The following is a 16,388-nucleotide window of genomic DNA, read 5'->3' on the forward strand; positions in this document are numbered from 1 at the left end:
CACGCGCTAGATCGTCCAGGTGTCGCCGGCGTGCAGCAAGCCGGCCAGCTGTTCCTCGGGCGTGCCGGTGGCGGCGGCCTGCGCGTCCGCCACCTGCTGCTGCAGCACCTCGTCGTAGGTCGGCCGGGTCACGGCACGGAACACGCCGATCGGGGTGTTCCGCAGGTCGAGCGCGGGCAGGCGGGAGAGCGCGAACGCGTACGCCGGATCCGCCACGCCCTGGTCGTGCACCACGATCTCGGCGGGGTCGACGGACGCGGTAGGCCGCACGGAGAGGCCGAAGCCGCCGGGCGGGTGGACCACGCAGGAGTCGCCGAACGTGATCGGCTGCCCGTGCTCCAGCCGGATCAGGTACTCGTCCCGCGTACCCGCGTCCTTGAGGGTCTCGAATGCGCCGTCGTTGAAGATGTTGCAGTTCTGGTAGATCTCCACGAACGCGGAGCCCCGGTGCGCGGCGGCGGCGCGGAGCACGGACTGCAGGTGCTTGCGGTCGGAGTCGATGGTGCGGGCCACGAAGCCGGCCTCCGCGCCGAGCGCCAGCGACAGCGGGTTGAACGGCGCGTCCGCGGAACCGACCGGCGTCGACTTGGTGATCTTCCCCAGCTCGGACGTCGGCGAGTACTGCCCCTTGGTGAGCCCGTAGATCCGGTTGTTGAACAGCAGGATCTTCACGTTGACGTTGCGGCGCAGCGCGTGGATCAGGTGGTTGCCGCCGATGGAGAGCGCGTCGCCGTCGCCGGTCACCACCCAGATGGACAGGTCGGGGCGGCTGGCGGCGAGCCCGGTCGCGATCGCGGGGGCGCGGCCGTGGATGGAGTGCAGGCCGTACGTGTTCATGTAGTACGGGAAGCGGGACGAGCAGCCGATGCCGGAGATGAAGACGATCCGCTCGCGCGGGATGTTCAGCTCCGGCATGAAGCCCTGCACGGCGGCGAGGATCGCGTAGTCCCCGCAGCCGGGGCACCAGCGGACCTCCTGGTCGGACTTGAAGTCCTTCGCGGTGAGTTTGAGCAGCTCAGCCATTCTTTACCACGTCCTCCAGCATGGACTCCAGCTCACCGGCCGTGAACGGGAGGCCGTTGACCTTGTTGTACGGGACGGCGTCGATCAGGAACCGGCCGCGGATCACGTGGTGGAGCTGGCCCAGGTTCATCTCCGGGATGACCACCCGGTCGTAGCGGGCGAGGACCGCGCCGAGGTCGGCCGGCATCGGGTGCAGGTGCCGCAGGTGCGCCTGCGCGATGGTCAGCCCGCGCTGCCGTAGCGCCCGGCAGGCCGCCCCGATCGGCCCGTACGTCGAGCCCCAGCCGAGCACCAGCACGCGGGCCTCGCCGTCCGGGTCGTCGACGGCCAGGTCCGGCACCGGGATCGACTCGATGCGCTGCGCCCGGGTCCGCACCATCAGGTCGTGGTTCGCCGGGTCGTACGAGATGTCGCCGGTCTTGTCCGCCTTCTCCAGGCCGCCGATCCGGTGCTCCAGACCGGGCGTGCCCGGGACCGCCCACGGCCGCGCCATCGTCTCCGGATCCCGCAGGTACGGCAGGAAGCGGCCGTCCGGCGCGTTGGCCGCGGAGGCGAACTCCACGGTCAGGTCCGGCAGCGACTCGACGGACGGCAGCAGCCAGGGCTCCGACCCGTTCGCCACGTAGTTGTCGGACAGCAGGATCACCGGCGTGCGGTAGGTGAGCGCGATCCGTGCCGCCTCGATCGCGGCGTGGAAGCAGTCCGACGGCGACTGCGGCGCGACCACCGCGACCGGGGCCTCGCCGTGCCGGCCGAACAACGCCATGTTCAGGTCGGCCTGCTCGGTCTTGGTCGGCATACCGGTCGACGGGCCGGCGCGCTGCACGTCCACGATGACGAGCGGCAGCTCCAGCGCCACGGCCAGCGAGATGGTCTCGCCCTTGAGCGCCACGCCCGGACCGCTGGTGGTGGTGACGCCGAGCGCGCCGCCGTAGGACGCGCCCAGCGCGGCACCGATCGCCGCGATCTCGTCCTCGGCCTGCATGGTGGTGATGCCGAACCGCTTGTGCTTGGACAGCTCGTGCAGGATGTCCGAGGCCGGCGTGATCGGGTACGCCCCGAGGAACACCGGCAGCTTCGCCCGCACGCCGGCGGCGACCAGGCCCAGCGCGAGCGCGGCGTTCCCGGTGATGTTGCGGTACGTCCCGGAGGCCATCGGCGCGGGGCCGATCTCGTACCGCACCGCGAAGTCCTCGGTCGTCTCGCCGAAGTTCCACCCGGCGCGGAACGCGGTCTGGTTCGCCGCGACCAGCTCGGGCCGGGCCGCGAACTTGCGCTCCAGGAACCGCAGCGTGGACTCGTAGGGCCGGGAGTACATCCAGCTCAGCAGCCCGAGCGCGAACATGTTCTTGGCCCGCTCGGCGTCCTTCTTCGACACACCGGTGCCGGCCAGCGCGGCCACGGTCATCGAGGTGAGCGCCACCGGATGCACCGCGAACCGGTCGAGCGAGCCGTCGTCCAGCGGACTCTCCGCGTACCCCACCTTGGTCAGGTTTCGTTTGCTGAACTCGTCGGTGTTGACGATGATCTCGGCGCCGGAGGGGAGCTCCGGCAGGTTCGCCTTGAGCGCGGCCGGGTTCATCGCGACCAGCACGTCCGGCGCGTCGCCCGGCGTCAGGATGTCGTAGTCGGCGAAATGGACCTGGAAGCTGGAGACGCCGGGCAGGGTGCCGGCCGGCGCCCTGATCTCGGCGGGGAAGTTGGGGAGCGTGGAGATGTCGTTGCCGAGCTGCGCCGTCTCCGACGTGAACCGGTCTCCGGTGAGCTGCATGCCGTCACCGGAGTCGCCCGCGAAGCGGATGACCACCCGATCCAGCCGGCGCACCTGCTTGCTCATTGACCCACCCTTCGATCACGTCAAAGGCCCGATCTCCTCAGGAGCCGATGTGGTCAAGGCCACACCACACCAGAGCCTACGTCGATTCCGCGACGATCGGCTGTCGTGGCGATGACCCAGCGTGGCGGCAACGGGCTGACGAGCACCGGAAGCGCCCCCGGGTTGACAGGAGTGAATCCGCTGATTCATGTCGCGCCCGGTTCGCTCACCGATCAGGCAGATCATCCGTGGGTACGTGTGCGCCGCCCGCGCAGCGATTAGGCTCGGCGGACGTGGAGGGATATCTGGGCTCCTACGCCACGCTCGGCCTGCTCCTGCTGGCCGGCGTGCTGTTCTTCACGGCCGCGTTCGGGGCGAACAGGGTGCTGCGCCCGTCCGCGCCCGCCGACCCGTTCGGCAAGCGTGAGCCGTACGAGTGCGGCCTCGACCCGGTCGGCGGCGACTGGGCCCAGGCGCAGATCAGGTACTACGTCTACGCGTACCTCTACGTGCTCTTCGCCGTGGAGAGCGTGTTTCTCTTCCCGTGGGCGGTGGTCTTCGACCGGCCCGGTTTCGGCGTCACCACGGTGGTGGAAATGGCCGTGTTCGTCGCGGTTCTGGCGCTCGGCATCCTGTACGCCTGGCGCAAGAACGTCCTTCGCTGGAGCTGACGCACGGGGTGGCGGTCTCGCCATGATCAGTCCGCCATGCCACGATCGCCGCTATGGGTCTGTTCATCACTCTCATCACGGCGCTCGTCGTCGCGGCGATCATCTTCGGCGTCACGGTCCTGGTCGGCGGCGGCGATCCCGCGCTGTCGACGGCGGAGCCGGACGGCCGTGCCGTCCCGCTCCCGGGCAGCCGCCCGCTGCTGGAGGCGGACATCGCCGACGTCCGCTTCGACACCGCGCTGCGGGGATACCGGATGGCCCAGGTGGACCAGGCGCTGCGCCGTGCCGCCTACGACATCGGGTACAAGGAGGAGCTGATCAGCGTGCTCGAGGCCGAGGTCACCGCGCTGCGCGACGGCCGGCTCGAGGACGCGGACGCGCTCCGCAAGGCCCGCGAGGAGGCGCTCGCCCCGGCCGCCCCCGTTCCCTCGGTGTCCCCATCGACACCATCCGAAAACAACGACAAATCCGACGGTACGACCGTGGAGCCCGAGGTTGACGCAAAGGCCGACGAGCCGGCGGCGACCGACTCTACGGTGAAGGCATGACCCAGCCCGACCCGGCCGAGAACCTCCGGGAGGCCGCCACCCCCGGCGCCGGTGAGGTGACCGCGACCGTGATCGTCAACGCGCCCGCCCGGACGGTCTTCGCCGCGTTCACCGCCTGGACCAAGCAGTCCGAGTGGATCCCGTTCACCCGGGTCCGGGTGGTCGAGGGCGACGGCGGCGAGGGCAGCCTGGTCGAGGCGATCACCGCGATCGGCCCCGCCGTGCTCAAGGACGAGATGCGCGTGGTCCGCCTCGACGCGCCGTACGAGGTGCGGGTGGTCCACTGCGGCAAACTGCTGCGCGGCCCCGGCGTGCTGCGCTGCACCCCGATGGAGAACGACCGCACCCAGGTCGTCTGGCACGAGTGGTTCCACCTGCCGAACGGCGCCGCCGGCAAGCTCACCTGGCCGCTGCTCTGGCCCGGCTCCAAGGTCAGCCTCAAACAGGCGCTGAAGCGGTTCGCCACCATGGTCGAGAGCGGTCGCCTGCCGTAACCGGTGTCGTACCCCGCGCCTAGGGTTGCCGCATGTCTGACCTGGTCATGGGCGAGGACGGCCTCGCCCGCTGCATGTGGGGCGCCAGCACGCCCGATTACGCGCTCTACCACGACGGCGAGTGGGGCCGCCCGGTGCGCGGCGACGACGCGCTCTTCGAACGGCTCACGCTGGAGGCGTTCCAGTCCGGGCTGTCCTGGCTGACGATCCTGCGCAAGCGCCCCGCGTTCCGTACCGCGTTCGCCGGCTTCTCGATCGCGCGCGTCGCCGAGTTCGGCCCCGCCGACGAGGCACGCCTGATGGCCGACGCCGGCATCGTCCGCAACCGGATGAAGATCGAGGCCGCGCTGGCGAACGCGCGGGCCGCGCTCGACCTGCCCGAGGGCCTGTCCGCGCTGCTCTGGTCGTTCGCCCCGCCGGCCCGCCCGCGCCCCGCCACCTTCGCCGAGGTCCCCGCCGTCACGCCGGAGTCGACCGCGATGGCGAAGGCGCTGAAGAAGCGCGGTTTCCGCTTCGTCGGCCCCACCACGGCGTACGCGTTGATGCAGGCCACCGGCATGGTCAACGACCACCTCCGCGGCTGCCACGTCGAGCTGGAGCCCGCCGGGCTGTGACGCGTGCCCGCGTGCGCGGGGTCTCGGCTCCGGCCGCGCGACGTCGTGATGAGATGGGCACATGGTGCAGCAATGGGCGATTGTGCTTCCGGACGAGCGGCTGAGGCAGGAGCGGCTCTACCACCACGACTTCGTGGAGCTCACGGACGTGCTGGCCGGGAGCCCCGCGTCGGCGCACCCGGAGCTCGGCGACGAGGTCGTGCTGGTCACGGACGAGCCGAAGCCGCGCGCGGTCGCGGTCGGCCACATCGGCGGCCTGGCGAACCACGACGAGAACGCCCGCCAGGTCGTCTACTCCCGTCGCGCCTTCGACCATCCGCAGCCCGCCGGCACGCTGACGCTCGACGGTCCCGCCACCCGCATCACCGGCGACGAGTTCGCGTCGCTGGTCGGCCGCTTCGGCCCGCCGCTCGACCGCCGTACCTGGCTGGTCAGCGTCGACCTCCCGATCGAGGCCACCACCCAGGCCGAGGCGGTCCGGCTCTTCTGGTCCTACGTGCGCGAGCTCGGCCCCGCCGAGCTCCCCGCGTTCGTCTCCCCGTCCGGCGACGAGCTGGCCATGCAGGCCTTCGTCCTCGGCGAGGAGACCAACCTCGACCCCGAGGAAGAGGACGAGGACTGACCCCCTCCTGACCGCGGCACCCGCCCGGTCCCGGCCGCGTTCCCACCCCGCCGCCGGCCGCCTCCAAGATCACTTTCGCTCCGGCCCGCACCCGTGTTTCCGCAGGCTTTGCTCTGCTTACCTATCCGTCGGCGGCCGGTCCGCGGCGCCGCCGGCCGCCGGTGCACGGGCCGTGTGCCGGTTTCGGCGGCCGCCGGACCACGACGCCGCCGTCCGCTGCGGTGCGAGGTGAGGCGCCGGTTCCACCGGGCCGCGCCGGCGGCATCCACTGCGGCGCGGAGGCGATACGCCGGTTCCGCCGGACCGCACCGCCGGACCGCACCGCCGGACCGCACCGCCGGACCGCACCGCCGGACCGCACCGGCGGCGTCCGGTGCGGCGCGCGGACGATTGCCGGTTCCGTCGGCCGCCGATCCGTGGCGCCGCGGATCGTGCGGCGACGTGCTGGCCGCCGGTCGTCGGCCGACCGCCTGCGGCGGTGAGGATGCCCCGTCGGCTGACCATGCGCTGCGGTGCGGACGCCCATCGGCTCAGTTCGCTGCCGCCCGCCCGCCGCGGTGCGCGGTTTGCCCGTCGGCCCGCACGACCACGGACCTGAGCAGCACATACATGCGCCCTCGCCACAACTTTGACCCCTTGTAAGCAGAGCAAAGGCGGGCGGAGGGAGGCTGCGGGGCGAGCGGATTCTTGATCTTCGGGCGACGGTGGGGAGGAGTCGGGGGCGGCGGGCGCGGTGACGGAGCCGCCGCCCGGGAAGACAGTGGGCGGCGGCTCGGCGGGTGGGTCAGCGGCCCTCGAAGACCGGCTTCTCCTTCTTCACGAAGGCGACGGTGGCGTTGCGGTGGTCCGAGGTGCCGCCGGTGATCGCCTGGGCCTGGGCCTCGGCGGCCAGCGCGTCGGAGAGCGTGCCGGCCGTGCCCACGGACAGCTCGCGTTTGATCGCGCCGTAGGCGACGGTCGGGCCGGCGGCCAGGCGCGCGGCCAGTTCCTGAGCGACCGGCAGCACCTGCTCGTCGGTGTCGAGGAGGCGGGTGAGCATGCCGAGCTGGAACGCGTCCGCGGCGCCCACCGGCTCGGCCAGGAGCAGCAGTTCGACGGCCTTGGCGTGGCCGACGATGCGCGGGAGCGACCAGGAGATGCCGGTGTCGCCGGCCAGGCCGACGTTCGCGAAGGCCATCAGGAACGTGGTGGCGGGGCCGCCGATCCGGAAGTCGGCCAGCATGGCCAGGGAGGCGCCGGCGCCGGCGGCGGTGCCGCGGACGGCCGCGATCACGGGCTTGGGCAGGTTCGCCAGGCGCTGGGCGATCGGGTTGTAGTGGGCGCGGACCGTGGAGAGCGGGTCGGCGCCGCGGGTCTCCAGCGTGGCCACGTGCTCGCGCAGATCCTGGCCGACGCAGAACGCCTTTCCGGCGCCGGTGATCACGACGGCGCGGACGGTCCGGTCCGTCTCGATCTCCAGGAGCGTGTCCCGCAGGGCCTCCTTCAGCGCCACGTCCAGTGAGTTCATCGACTCGGGACGGTTCAGGACGAGCGTCAGGACGCCCTCGGAGCGCTCGATCAGCAACGGTTCGGTCACGATGCGCGGGCCTTTCTGTGGTGGATGGAGCGGGTCCAGCGTGCGGTCCGGCGTCAAGCCGTACCGCGTCCGGACTGCGCAAGACAATGCTCGACGTATCGGTCCGCCGCGGGGCGCAGCCGGGACGCGTGTCGGTCGAAGAACGTGGCGGCGGACGTGCCGGGCCACCCGTCCGGGAGAAGCGTGGGCGGCAGTTGCGGATCGCGGAACAGGAACTGCCGCCAGGAGTGGACGAGCCGGAACCGGGCCGCGTACGCCTCCAGGTCCTGGCTGCGCGTCGTCACGCCGGACACCAGCGGCGTCAGGTCGGTGACGAACCGCTCGTACGCCCTGCCGATCTCGCCCAGGTCCCAGGCCCGGCGCACCAGTGAGCTGGCCCCGGCCGTGCCGCCGGTGTGCGCGGAGCTGAACCGCTCGTAGCTCACGCCGGCCTCGGTGATCAGGCGATCCACGTCCTCGCCGGGCCGCGGGGCCACCCAGGTCTGTTCGTCCAGCGCGCCGTACCCGAGGTAGGAGAGCGTGTCGGCGAGGCGCTGACGGTCCCGCCGCTGGGCCGGAAGCCGTAAGATGATCAAGTCGAAGCGCCCGTCCCACGCGGGGCGGCCGGTGCGGTAGATCCGGACGGCCGCGTCGTCCAGGCGGCGCACGGCCTTCGGGGTCAGCTGATACCCGGGGCCGGAGGCGAGGCGGAGCGGATGCAGCCAGCCCTGCCGGACCATGCGGGACACGGCGGTACGCACGGCGGGTGCGGCGATCTCGAGGGGGGCGAGCAGTCTGACCAGGGCGGCGATGGGGGCGCGTCCGCCCCGGGCGCGGAGATGGTCCCCGTAGAGGTCGAAGAGGGCAGACCGTGCCTGCATGACCGCACATTGTGACAGCCAAAAAACGTATAAGCTAGAGACTGTCATAAGTCTGCAGCCTCGGTTTGGGTCTTGAGGCGTTCATCAGGGAAAATCGTTGGTCGGCAGCGTGGGCTGGGCCGGTCAGATGGGAAATCAGGCATGTTCCGGCCCGCAAACCGGGTGGCGCAGGGCGGGCAGCGGTCCGCCCGGTGACCCGGGCCGTCGCCGGTGCGGGCTGTGCGTGCCGGCGGTGATGGGAAGTGGCTGTGGGGCAACCCATTGACCCTGGTGTAGGTCTGAGGGGAGACAACATGGCGGCGATGAAGCCGCGGACGGGCGACGGTCCGCTGGAGGTCACCAAGGAAGGCCGGGGGATCGTCATGCGGGTTCCACTGGAGGGTGGTGGGCGGCTCGTCGTCGAGATGACCCCGGACGAGGCAAATGCGCTCGGCGACGCGCTGAAGGCCGCCGCCGGCTGATTGTTTTCGCACCCGCCGGTACGGGATCCCGTACCGGCGGGTCTTTGCTGCCACGATCACCGATGATCTCGGTGGTCGACCGCATGGAACGCCTGGAGGGTGAGAAGAGCATGCCGAACGTCCGCCTGGTCGCTGCGCCGGATCTGACCGGGGTGGTGGTGCTGCCGGTCCGGCCGGTGGCCGAGCCCGCCGAGGACGGTCCCGCGGCCGAGCTGGTGGAGGCCGGCGGCGCGCTTCCGGCCGAGGTGATCGCGGAGGCGACCGCGTTCCTGGCCGAGGCCGAGGCGACCGGCACGGCGGGGAGCACGGCGATCCTGCCGCGCCCGGCCCGTACCCCCGGGAAATTGATCTTTGTCGGGGTCGGCGACGCGGACGAGGCGGGGTGGCGTGCGGCGGGTGCGGCCGTGACCCGCGCGCTGGGCAAGGGGCCGGCCGCGACCGTGCTGCTGCCCGCCGGCGCGACCGGTGACGTGGTGCGTGGCCTGGCGGAGGGGCTGCATCTCGGCGCCTACCGGTTCACCGTGCCGGCCGGGTTCAACGAGGCGGGCCCGGAGCCGGCCGACATCGCGCTGGCGACCGGCGGGGACTTCGCGGCGGAGCTGACCACCGCGTCCGTGGTGGCGGCCGCGACGAGCCTGGCCCGCGACTGGACCAACGCGCCGTCGTCCGTGAAGAGCCCGGAGTGGCTGGCCGGCGTGATGGCGTCCGCCGGCGACCGGCCCGGACTGGACGGTGTCGGCGGCCGTGCCGAGGTCACGGTCCGGGACGAGGCGTGGCTGACCGCGGAGGGCTTCGGCGGCGTGCTGGCCGTCGGCGGCGGGTCCGTGAACCGCCCGCGCCTGGTCGAGGCGTCCTGGAACCCGGAGGGCGCGACCACGCACGTCGTGCTGGTCGGCAAGGGCATCACGTTCGACACCGGCGGCATCTCGATCAAGCCGGTCGCGTTCATGAAGCTGATGCGCAAGGACATGGGTGGTGCCGCGGCGGTGATCGCGGCCGTGCACGCGGCGGCGGCGCTGCGGCTGCCGGTCAGGGTGACCGCGCTCGCGCCGCTCGCGGAGAACATGGTGAGCGGGTCCGCGTTCCGGCCGGGCGACATCGTGCGCCACTACGGCGGCCTGACCAGCGAGACCACGAACAGCGACGCCGAGGGACGGCTGGTGCTGGCCGACGCGATGGCGTACGCGGTGGACCGGCTCGCCCCCGACCAGCTGATCGACCTCGCCACGCTGACCGGCGCGGCCGCGGTGGCGCTGGGCAAGACCATGGCCGCGCTGTTCAGCCCGGACGACGCGCTGGCCACCGCGCTCGCGGACGCGGCCGAGGCGGCCGGCGAGCGCACCTGGCGGATGCCGCTGGCCGACGAGTACGCGGACGGCCTGCACAGCGACATCGCGGACCTCTACAGCGCGCCGCCCGCGGTCGGCACGATCTCGGCCGCGCTGTTCCTGCGCGAGTTCGCCGGCGACCTGCGGGACCGCTGGGCGCACCTGGACATGTCCCCGCCGTCCTGGTCGGACAGCGTGGACGGCGTGCTGGCCAAGGGCGCGACCGGCTGGGGCGTGCGCACGCTGGTGCGCTACCTCACGACGCTCGCCTGACGGCGGTGAGCAGGCCCGCGCCGACCGGGAGCAGCGCGGGCACCCAGTCCTCCGACTCCCGGATCGCCTTCACCAGCTCGCGGATCGTGACGGTGGCCAGGTCGCGTGCGGCCGGGTCGCCGATCCGACCGCCGGCCAGCGCGTTGTTGATCGCCAGCACGCCGCCGGGCCGGAGCAGGCGCAGGGCCGCGGACGTGCAGGCCGCGTACTCGGCCACGTCCGCGTCGACGAACACCATGTCGTAGACGCCGTCCGCGAGCCGGGGCAGCACGTCCAGCGCCCGGCCGGTGATGATCCTGGTCCGGCCGGACGGGTAGCCGCTCTCCACGAAGATCCGCCGGGCGATCCGCTGGTACTCGCTCTCCACGTCGATCGTGGTCAGCACGCCGTCGCGCCGCATGCCGCGCAGCAGCCAGAGCCCGCTGACGCCGATGCCGGTGCCGATCTCCACCACCGCCTTCGCGTTGCCGGCGGCGGCGAGCAGGCGCAGCGCGGCCCCGGCCCCGGGCGTGACCGCGCCGAGCCCGACCTCGTGGGCCAGGCTGCGTGCCGTCTGCAGGATGAGATCCTCCGTGACGTACCCCTCGCTGAACTGCATGGCCTGCCCACCGGGGGTGTCAGCCGATCTGGCGACCGTGGCGATGACGCACCTCCTGGGCGGCTGGCGTGGATATGAGCGTAAGGCGGGGCGGTACACGGGTGGTGATGAGGCCCTGCATCGACGGTCGCGGCCCCCGCGCGATCCATTCCCGCCGATCGACGGGCCGCACGCCCGTCGCCCGCTGTGACCTGCGTCGCTCGTAGTGTGCCGATCGATCCGGCGGTCCCGGCTTTCGCAGGTATGGAAGGGTGGAGGCCGGGCGGATCCGTGTAATCCTGGACGGGTGACGCTGGCGCGATTCCGGCGAGATGCGGAGGCACCGAACGTGACCGACGGCGGGATTCCGCCCCAGCCGGGCGCACACGGCACGACGGCCCCGCCCGGTTCCGCGTGGTGGTCCGACGCCATGTCCGACCCCTGGCGGAATCCGTATACGCAGGCGGCCGTGGTGCTGCCCGCGGAGCCGGCCACCGACGGCGACCCCGAGCCGGTCCTCGATCCGGACGCACCCCGGGACCGGGTCTGGCGTCCGGTCGTGCTGCTCTGCGTGCTCAGCGCCCTGCTGGCCGGCCTGCTCGGCGGCGCGCTCGGCGCCCTGTTCGTGATGCGTGGCGCCGCCGGTGGCGGTTACGCCGCCGGGCCGGGCGCGCTCGCCGTGCCGTCCGCCGCGGTCCGGCCGCCGGAGTCGCTGGCCGGGGTCGCGGCCCGGGTCGGCCCGAGCGTGGTCACGATCCGGGTCAGCGGCCCGCAGGGCGGCATCGGGTCCGGCTTCGTCGTCAGCCAGGACGGCTACGTGATCACCAACCACCACGTGGTCGAGGGCGCCTCGGGAAACGTGTTGTCCGTGGTCTTCTCCGACGGCTCCGCGACGCCGGCCACGCTGGTCGGCCAGGACCCGGAGTCGGACCTTGCGGTGCTGCGCGTGGCGAAGGAGGGCCTGCTCCCGGTCGAGCTGGGCGACTCCGACTCGGTAGCGGTCGGTGACCCGCTGCTCGCGTTCGGTTCGCCGCTGGCGCTGAGTGGCACCGTGACGCAGGGGATCGTCAGCGCGCTCGACCGCCCCATCCAGTCGGACCAGTCCGGTCAGGTGCGCTACTACGCGGCGATCCAGACCGACGCGGCCGTCAACCAGGGCAACTCCGGCGGCCCGCTGGTCGACGCGGCCGGCCGGGTGGTCGGCGTGAACGCGGTGATCAAGTCCGTGGCCGGGAACCAGGAGATGGCCGGCAACATCGGCATCGCCTTCGCCATCCCGATCAACCAGGCGAAACGCGTCAGCCAGGAGATCATCGCGACCGGCAAGGCCCGGCGGACCGTGATCGGCGCCGAGGTCGGCAACGCGCCGACCGGGCTGACCGGCGGCGTGCGCCTGGGCAGCGTGCAGGAGAACGGGCCGGCCTCGGCCGCGGGCCTGCTCGCCGGCGACGTGGTCACCCGGCTGGACAACCACCCGCTCGGTGACGCGATCGACCTGGTCGCGCTGGTCCGCAAGTACGCGCCCGGCTCCGTCGTCACCGTGGAGTACCGTCGCGGGTCGACCGTCGCGACCGCGTCGGTGACCTTGGCCGCAGACGCCCAGTAACTGTTCGCCGGGCCCCTGCCAATGTCACCGGTCCGTGCGTACTCTTGCCGGGGATGGTCGTAGGAGGGGCACTGTGTTCGAGAACCTCAACTGGTGGGAAATCGGGGCGCTGATCCTGCTCGCCCTGCTGATCTTCGGTGATCGTCTTCCGCAGGTCATCCAGGACGGTCTGCGCCTGATCCGCAATCTGCGCAACATGGCGAGGGATGCCACCAGCGATCTCAGCCGCGAGCTCGGCACCGACATCCAGCTCGAGGATCTGCACCCCAAGGCGTTCATCCGCAAGCATCTGCTCAGCGAGGAGGACGAGGCCGCGCTGCGCAACCCGATCCAGGGCCTGGTCGACTCCGTGAAGCGCGACGTGTCCGGCATCAACGACGGGCTCAAGGACGTCGCCACCGCCGTCGACCCGCGCCGTCCCGACCCGGCCCCGGCCGTCACGCCCGCCACCCCGGCCGCCGCGTCTCCGGCCAACAAGCCGGCCACGTTCGACTTCGACGCGACCTGAGATCACACCCGAAAAGCAGAAACGCCGGCGAGGGTACGCGCGCCCGGCGCTCCTGCTTTCGGGAAAGATCCGTGTGCGGGACGGCTCAGTGGCCCGTGCGGGTCAGCGGCGACCGCTCGGCGTGAGACCCAGCGGCTTGCCGAGCAGCGACTCCCGGCGCACGGCCAGCTTCGACGCGACCCCGAGCAGCGCCTGCGCCGCGGGCGTCTCCGGCGCGGAGACCACGATCGGCGCGCCGCTGTCCCCGGCCTCGCGCACGCGCGTGTCCAGCGGGATCTGGCCGAGCAGCGGCACCTGCGCACCGATCGTCTTCGTCAGCGACTCCGCCACGGCCGCGCCGCCGCCGGAGCCGAAGATCTCCATCCGCTCGCCGGTCGGCAGCTCCAGCCAGGACATGTTCTCCACCACGCCGACCAGCCGCTGGTGGGTCTGCAGCGCGATCGCGCCGGCCCGCTCCGCCACCTCCGCGGCCGCGGCCTGCGGCGTGGTGACGACCAGGATCTCCGCGTTCGGCAGGAGCTGGGCGAGGGAGATCGCCACGTCGCCGGTGCCCGGCGGCAGGTCGAGCAGCAGCACGTCCAGGTCGCCCCAGTAGACGTCCGCCAGGAACTGCTCCAGCGCGCGGTGCAGCATCGGCCCGCGCCAGACCACGGCCGCGTTGCCGTCCGTGAACATGCCGATCGAGATGACCTTCACGCCGTGCGCCTGCGGCGGCATGATCATGTCCTCGACGCGGGTGGGCCGGCCGTCCGCGCCGAGCATGCGCGGCACCGAGTGGCCGTAGATGTCCGCGTCGATCACGCCGACGCTCAGGCCCTTGGCCGCGAGCGCGGCCGCGAGGTTGACGGTGACGCTGGACTTGCCGACGCCGCCCTTGCCGCTGGCGACCGCGTAGACCCGGGTGCGCGACCCGGGCTGCGCGAACGGGATGACCGCCTGCTGCTGGCCGCCGGCGCCGCGCAGCTTCTGCTGCAGCTCCTGGCGCTGCTCCGGGCTCATCACGCCGAAGTCGATCGCGACCGAGGTGATGCCCGGGACCGCGCCGACCGCGGCGGTGATGTCATTGGTCAGTTTGTCGCGCAGCGGGCAGCCGGACACGGTGAGCAGGATGCCCACCAGCACCCCGCCGGAGTCGTCGATCTTCAGCGAGCCGACCATGCCGAGGTCGGTGATCGGGCGGCGGATCTCCGGGTCGTCGACCGTGGCCAGCGCGGCCCGAACGGCGTCTTCGACGGTGGTGACGGGGACAGACATGTGCCCATGCTACGTCCCGCCGTGGCGTGCCCGACCGGCCGCCGGTCCGGTAACCCGGAGACGTTGGTTACGCGCGGCAACCGACCATTGTAGGCCGATAAGCCGATAAATGATGCTTCTTCCCAATTATCCGCATCTCGACTGGACGGGACCGCGGCCGGGGTGTCACGATCACAGGGCGCGGCCGCGCGCCCAGCCCCTTGGGGCGCGCGGCTCACCGCTGCCCTGACCTGCCCCGATCCGCTCAGAGCGGTTCCGCGTGCTCCGGGTCGTATGAGTCGGCGTCGATCGGCTCGTCCAGCTTCGCCGGCTTCCGCTGCTTGGACGTCTTCTTCTCCAGCTTCTCGGACACCTTCTCCGCGGCCTTCTCCAGCCGCCGCTGCCGGCGGTTGGCCTGCTCGTCCAGCTCCTCGGCCAGCCGTGCCAGCTCGGTCCGGACGAAGTCGCGCGTCGCCACCTCACCCAGCGCCACCCGCAGCGACGCGATCTCCCGCGCCAGATACTCGGTGTCCGCCTTCTGCATCGTGGCCCGGCGCCGGTCCTCCTCGGAGGCGATCCGGTCCCGGTCGGTCTGCCGGTTCTGCGCGAGCAGGATCAGCGGCGCCGAATAGGACGCCTGCAGCGACAGGAACAGCGTCAGGAACATGAACGGGAACGGGTCGAACGGCAGCGCCAGCGCGTTCCACCCGATCCACACCACGATCACGACCGTCATGTAGACCAGGAACTTCGCGGTGCCCATGTACCGCGCGATCCCCTCGGACCACTGGCCGAAGACCTCCGGGTCGAACTTCGGCAGCCGGATCCGTCCGGGCTCCTGCGGCTGGTCCAGCCGGTCTCGCCGCCGAATCTCAGGCACCGTTGTCTCCCGTCGGGTTGCGCGCCGGTCCCGGCTCCCGCTCGCGCCAGTCCTCCGGCAGCGAGTGGTCCAGCACGTCGTCGACCGTGACGGCGCCGACCAGCCGCTGCTGCTCGTCCACCACCGGCATCGCCACCAGGTCGTAGGTCGCCATCCGCCGCGTCACCTCGGACATCACCATGTCCGGGTGCAGCGGCGTGATGTCGTTGTCCACCACACCGCCGAGGATCCGGGACGGCGGCTCCCGCAGCAGCCGCTGGAAGAAGGCCACGCCCAGGTATTTCCCGGTCGGCGTCGCCATCGGGCCGCGCGTCACGAAGACCTGCGCCGCCACCGCCGGCGACAGCTCCGGCTCGCGGATCCGGGCCAGCGCCTCCGCGACCGTGGCGTCCGGCGGCATGATCACCGGCTCGGACGTCATCACCGAACCGGCCGTGCCCTCGCCGTACGCCATCAGCTGCCGCACCGGATCGGCCTCGTTCGGCTCCATCAGGTCCAGCAGCTCCTCCTGCTCCGTCGGCGGCAGCTCGGCCAGCAGGTCCGCCGCGTCGTCCGGATCCATCTCCTCCAGAATGTGCGCGGCCCGCTCCCGGTCCAGTGCGGACACGATCTCCACCTGGTCGTGCTCGGGCAGCTCACCGAGCACGTCCGCCAGCCGCTCGTCGTCGAGCGCGGCCGCGACCTCGTTGCGCCGCGCGTCCGGCAGATCCTGCAACGCGTTCGCCAGGTCGGCCGGGCGCATCTTCTCCAGCATCGCCAGCATGGTGGCGGTGGCATGCGCGCCGCTCTGCGCGATCAGGCCGCGGACCTCGTCCCAGTCGACCTGCTCCAGGTGGATGCGGCGGGCGAGCCGGATCGTCTGGTCGCGGACCGCCACCCGGCTCATCGTCCACTCGCCCAGCCGGTTCGCGTCCATCGCCACGTCGACCACGACCGCGTGCCGTCCCTCCGGCGCGATCGTCACCGGGCGGCGCAGCAGGTCGTGCAGGACCAGCAGCTCACTGGCCCGTTTCTCGAACCGCCGCAGGTTCAGCGAGCCGGTGCCGAGCACCACCGCGTCCGCCGTGATCTCGATCCGGCTGATCGGCAGGAAGATCCGGCGGCGGACCGGCACCTCCGCGACCACGCCCACGACCTGCGGCGGACGGCTGGAGGTGCGCAGCCGGGCGACCACGTCCCGGACCCGGCCGACCTGGTCGCCGTTCGGATCGAAGACGGGCAGCCCGTTGAGCCGGGCCAGGTATACCCGCGTCGCCGTCTGCACGCCCACAGCCTAGTTGCCGGGACCCGCCCCGGCG

Annotated in this window: 17 protein-coding genes; 9 read left to right on the forward strand and 8 right to left on the reverse strand. The window is 72.1% G+C overall.

The features are described 5' to 3' along the window. Positions 1-6: 6 nt before the first annotated feature. Positions 7-1,023: a 2-oxoacid:ferredoxin oxidoreductase subunit beta gene (locus OP04_RS31875; protein WP_033343626.1), complete on the reverse strand. Its 1,017-nt coding sequence runs from the start codon at positions 1,021-1,023 to the stop codon at positions 7-9. Next, entirely contained in the window at positions 1,016-2,860 is a 1,845-nt protein-coding gene (locus tag OP04_RS31880) for a 2-oxoacid:acceptor oxidoreductase subunit alpha (RefSeq protein ID WP_033343627.1), read from the reverse strand. The genes OP04_RS31875 and OP04_RS31880 overlap by 8 nt, the downstream gene beginning before the upstream one ends. 272 nt (positions 2,861-3,132) lie before the next feature. Between OP04_RS31880 and ndhC the strand changes: the two genes are divergently transcribed. The 5 genes from ndhC to OP04_RS31905 all read left to right on the forward strand — a co-directional run bounded on the left by ndhC (position 3,133) and on the right by OP04_RS31905 (position 5,788). Next, positions 3,133-3,510, forward strand: a complete 378-nt coding sequence (gene ndhC, locus OP04_RS31885; protein WP_033343628.1) for an NADH-quinone oxidoreductase subunit A — start codon at positions 3,133-3,135, stop codon at positions 3,508-3,510. Between the two features lie 53 nt (positions 3,511-3,563). Further along, positions 3,564-4,058: a DivIVA domain-containing protein gene (locus OP04_RS31890; RefSeq protein WP_085066915.1), complete on the forward strand. Its 495-nt coding sequence runs from the start codon at positions 3,564-3,566 to the stop codon at positions 4,056-4,058. After that, the gene (locus OP04_RS31895; protein WP_033343629.1) at positions 4,055-4,552 is read left to right on the forward strand and encodes an SRPBCC family protein; all 498 of its coding nucleotides are present in this window, start codon (positions 4,055-4,057) and stop codon (positions 4,550-4,552) included. Before OP04_RS31890 ends, OP04_RS31895 begins: the two co-directional genes overlap by 4 nt. 32 nt (positions 4,553-4,584) lie before the next feature. Next, entirely contained in the window at positions 4,585-5,166 is a 582-nt protein-coding gene (locus OP04_RS31900; protein ID WP_033343630.1) for a DNA-3-methyladenine glycosylase I, read from the forward strand. A 61-nt stretch (positions 5,167-5,227) separates the two neighbouring features. Beyond that, on the forward strand, positions 5,228-5,788 hold the full coding sequence (locus OP04_RS31905) for a hypothetical protein (RefSeq protein WP_051799419.1): 561 nt from the start codon (positions 5,228-5,230) through the stop codon (positions 5,786-5,788). Positions 5,789-6,572: 784 nt separating this feature from the next. On the opposite strand, the gene OP04_RS31915 is transcribed toward OP04_RS31905, so the two are convergent. Both OP04_RS31915 and OP04_RS31920 read right to left on the reverse strand, forming a co-directional pair. Next, positions 6,573-7,364 (reverse strand): enoyl-CoA hydratase-related protein, encoded by a 792-nt coding sequence (locus OP04_RS31915; RefSeq protein ID WP_033343765.1) that lies wholly within the window; start codon positions 7,362-7,364, stop codon positions 6,573-6,575. A gap of 53 nt (positions 7,365-7,417) precedes the next feature. After that, positions 7,418-8,224, reverse strand: coding sequence for a PaaX family transcriptional regulator (locus tag OP04_RS31920; RefSeq protein ID WP_033343632.1), 807 nt, complete (start codon positions 8,222-8,224; stop codon positions 7,418-7,420). A 293-nt stretch (positions 8,225-8,517) separates the two neighbouring features. Here OP04_RS31920 and OP04_RS52205 point away from each other — a divergent pair, with 293 nt between their 5' ends. Together OP04_RS52205 and OP04_RS31925 are read left to right on the forward strand one after the other, a co-directional pair. Beyond that, complete coding sequence (locus OP04_RS52205) at positions 8,518-8,685, forward strand: DUF3117 domain-containing protein (RefSeq protein ID WP_007455245.1); 168 nt, start codon at positions 8,518-8,520, stop codon at positions 8,683-8,685. A gap of 110 nt (positions 8,686-8,795) precedes the next feature. After that, positions 8,796-10,286 carry a leucyl aminopeptidase family protein gene (locus tag OP04_RS31925; RefSeq protein WP_033343766.1) on the forward strand — a complete coding sequence of 497 codons (1,491 nt, stop codon included), beginning with the start codon at positions 8,796-8,798 and terminating at the stop codon, positions 10,284-10,286. Here the strand turns inward: OP04_RS31925 and OP04_RS31930 are convergent. Next, on the reverse strand, positions 10,270-10,884 hold the full coding sequence (locus tag OP04_RS31930) for an O-methyltransferase (RefSeq protein ID WP_033343633.1): 615 nt from the start codon (positions 10,882-10,884) through the stop codon (positions 10,270-10,272). The genes OP04_RS31925 and OP04_RS31930 overlap by 17 nt on opposite strands. Positions 10,885-11,212: 328 nt before the next feature. Here OP04_RS31930 and OP04_RS31935 point away from each other — a divergent pair, with 328 nt between their 5' ends. Continuing rightward, positions 11,213-12,469, forward strand: a complete 1,257-nt coding sequence (locus tag OP04_RS31935) for a S1C family serine protease (RefSeq protein WP_033343767.1) — start codon at positions 11,213-11,215, stop codon at positions 12,467-12,469. A gap of 73 nt (positions 12,470-12,542) precedes the next feature. Continuing rightward, positions 12,543-12,977: a Sec-independent protein translocase family protein gene (locus OP04_RS31940; protein ID WP_033343634.1), complete on the forward strand. Its 435-nt coding sequence runs from the start codon at positions 12,543-12,545 to the stop codon at positions 12,975-12,977. A gap of 102 nt (positions 12,978-13,079) precedes the next feature. On the opposite strand, the gene OP04_RS31945 is transcribed toward OP04_RS31940, so the two are convergent. From OP04_RS31945 to OP04_RS31955, 3 genes are all read right to left on the reverse strand, one after another. Continuing rightward, positions 13,080-14,231, reverse strand: a complete 1,152-nt coding sequence (locus OP04_RS31945; RefSeq protein WP_033343635.1) for an Mrp/NBP35 family ATP-binding protein — start codon at positions 14,229-14,231, stop codon at positions 13,080-13,082. Between the two features lie 244 nt (positions 14,232-14,475). Further along, positions 14,476-15,090, reverse strand: coding sequence for a DUF1003 domain-containing protein (locus OP04_RS31950; protein ID WP_051799420.1), 615 nt, complete (start codon positions 15,088-15,090; stop codon positions 14,476-14,478). Further along, positions 15,083-16,354 carry a magnesium transporter MgtE N-terminal domain-containing protein gene (locus tag OP04_RS31955; RefSeq protein ID WP_033343636.1) on the reverse strand — a complete coding sequence of 424 codons (1,272 nt, stop codon included), beginning with the start codon at positions 16,352-16,354 and terminating at the stop codon, positions 15,083-15,085. Before OP04_RS31955 ends, OP04_RS31950 begins: the two co-directional genes overlap by 8 nt. Positions 16,355-16,388 lie beyond the last annotated feature (34 nt).

The sequence above is a fragment of the Catenuloplanes japonicus genome (assembly GCF_000717135.1).
Classification (GTDB): Bacteria; Actinomycetota; Actinomycetes; order Mycobacteriales; family Micromonosporaceae; genus Catenuloplanes; species Catenuloplanes japonicus.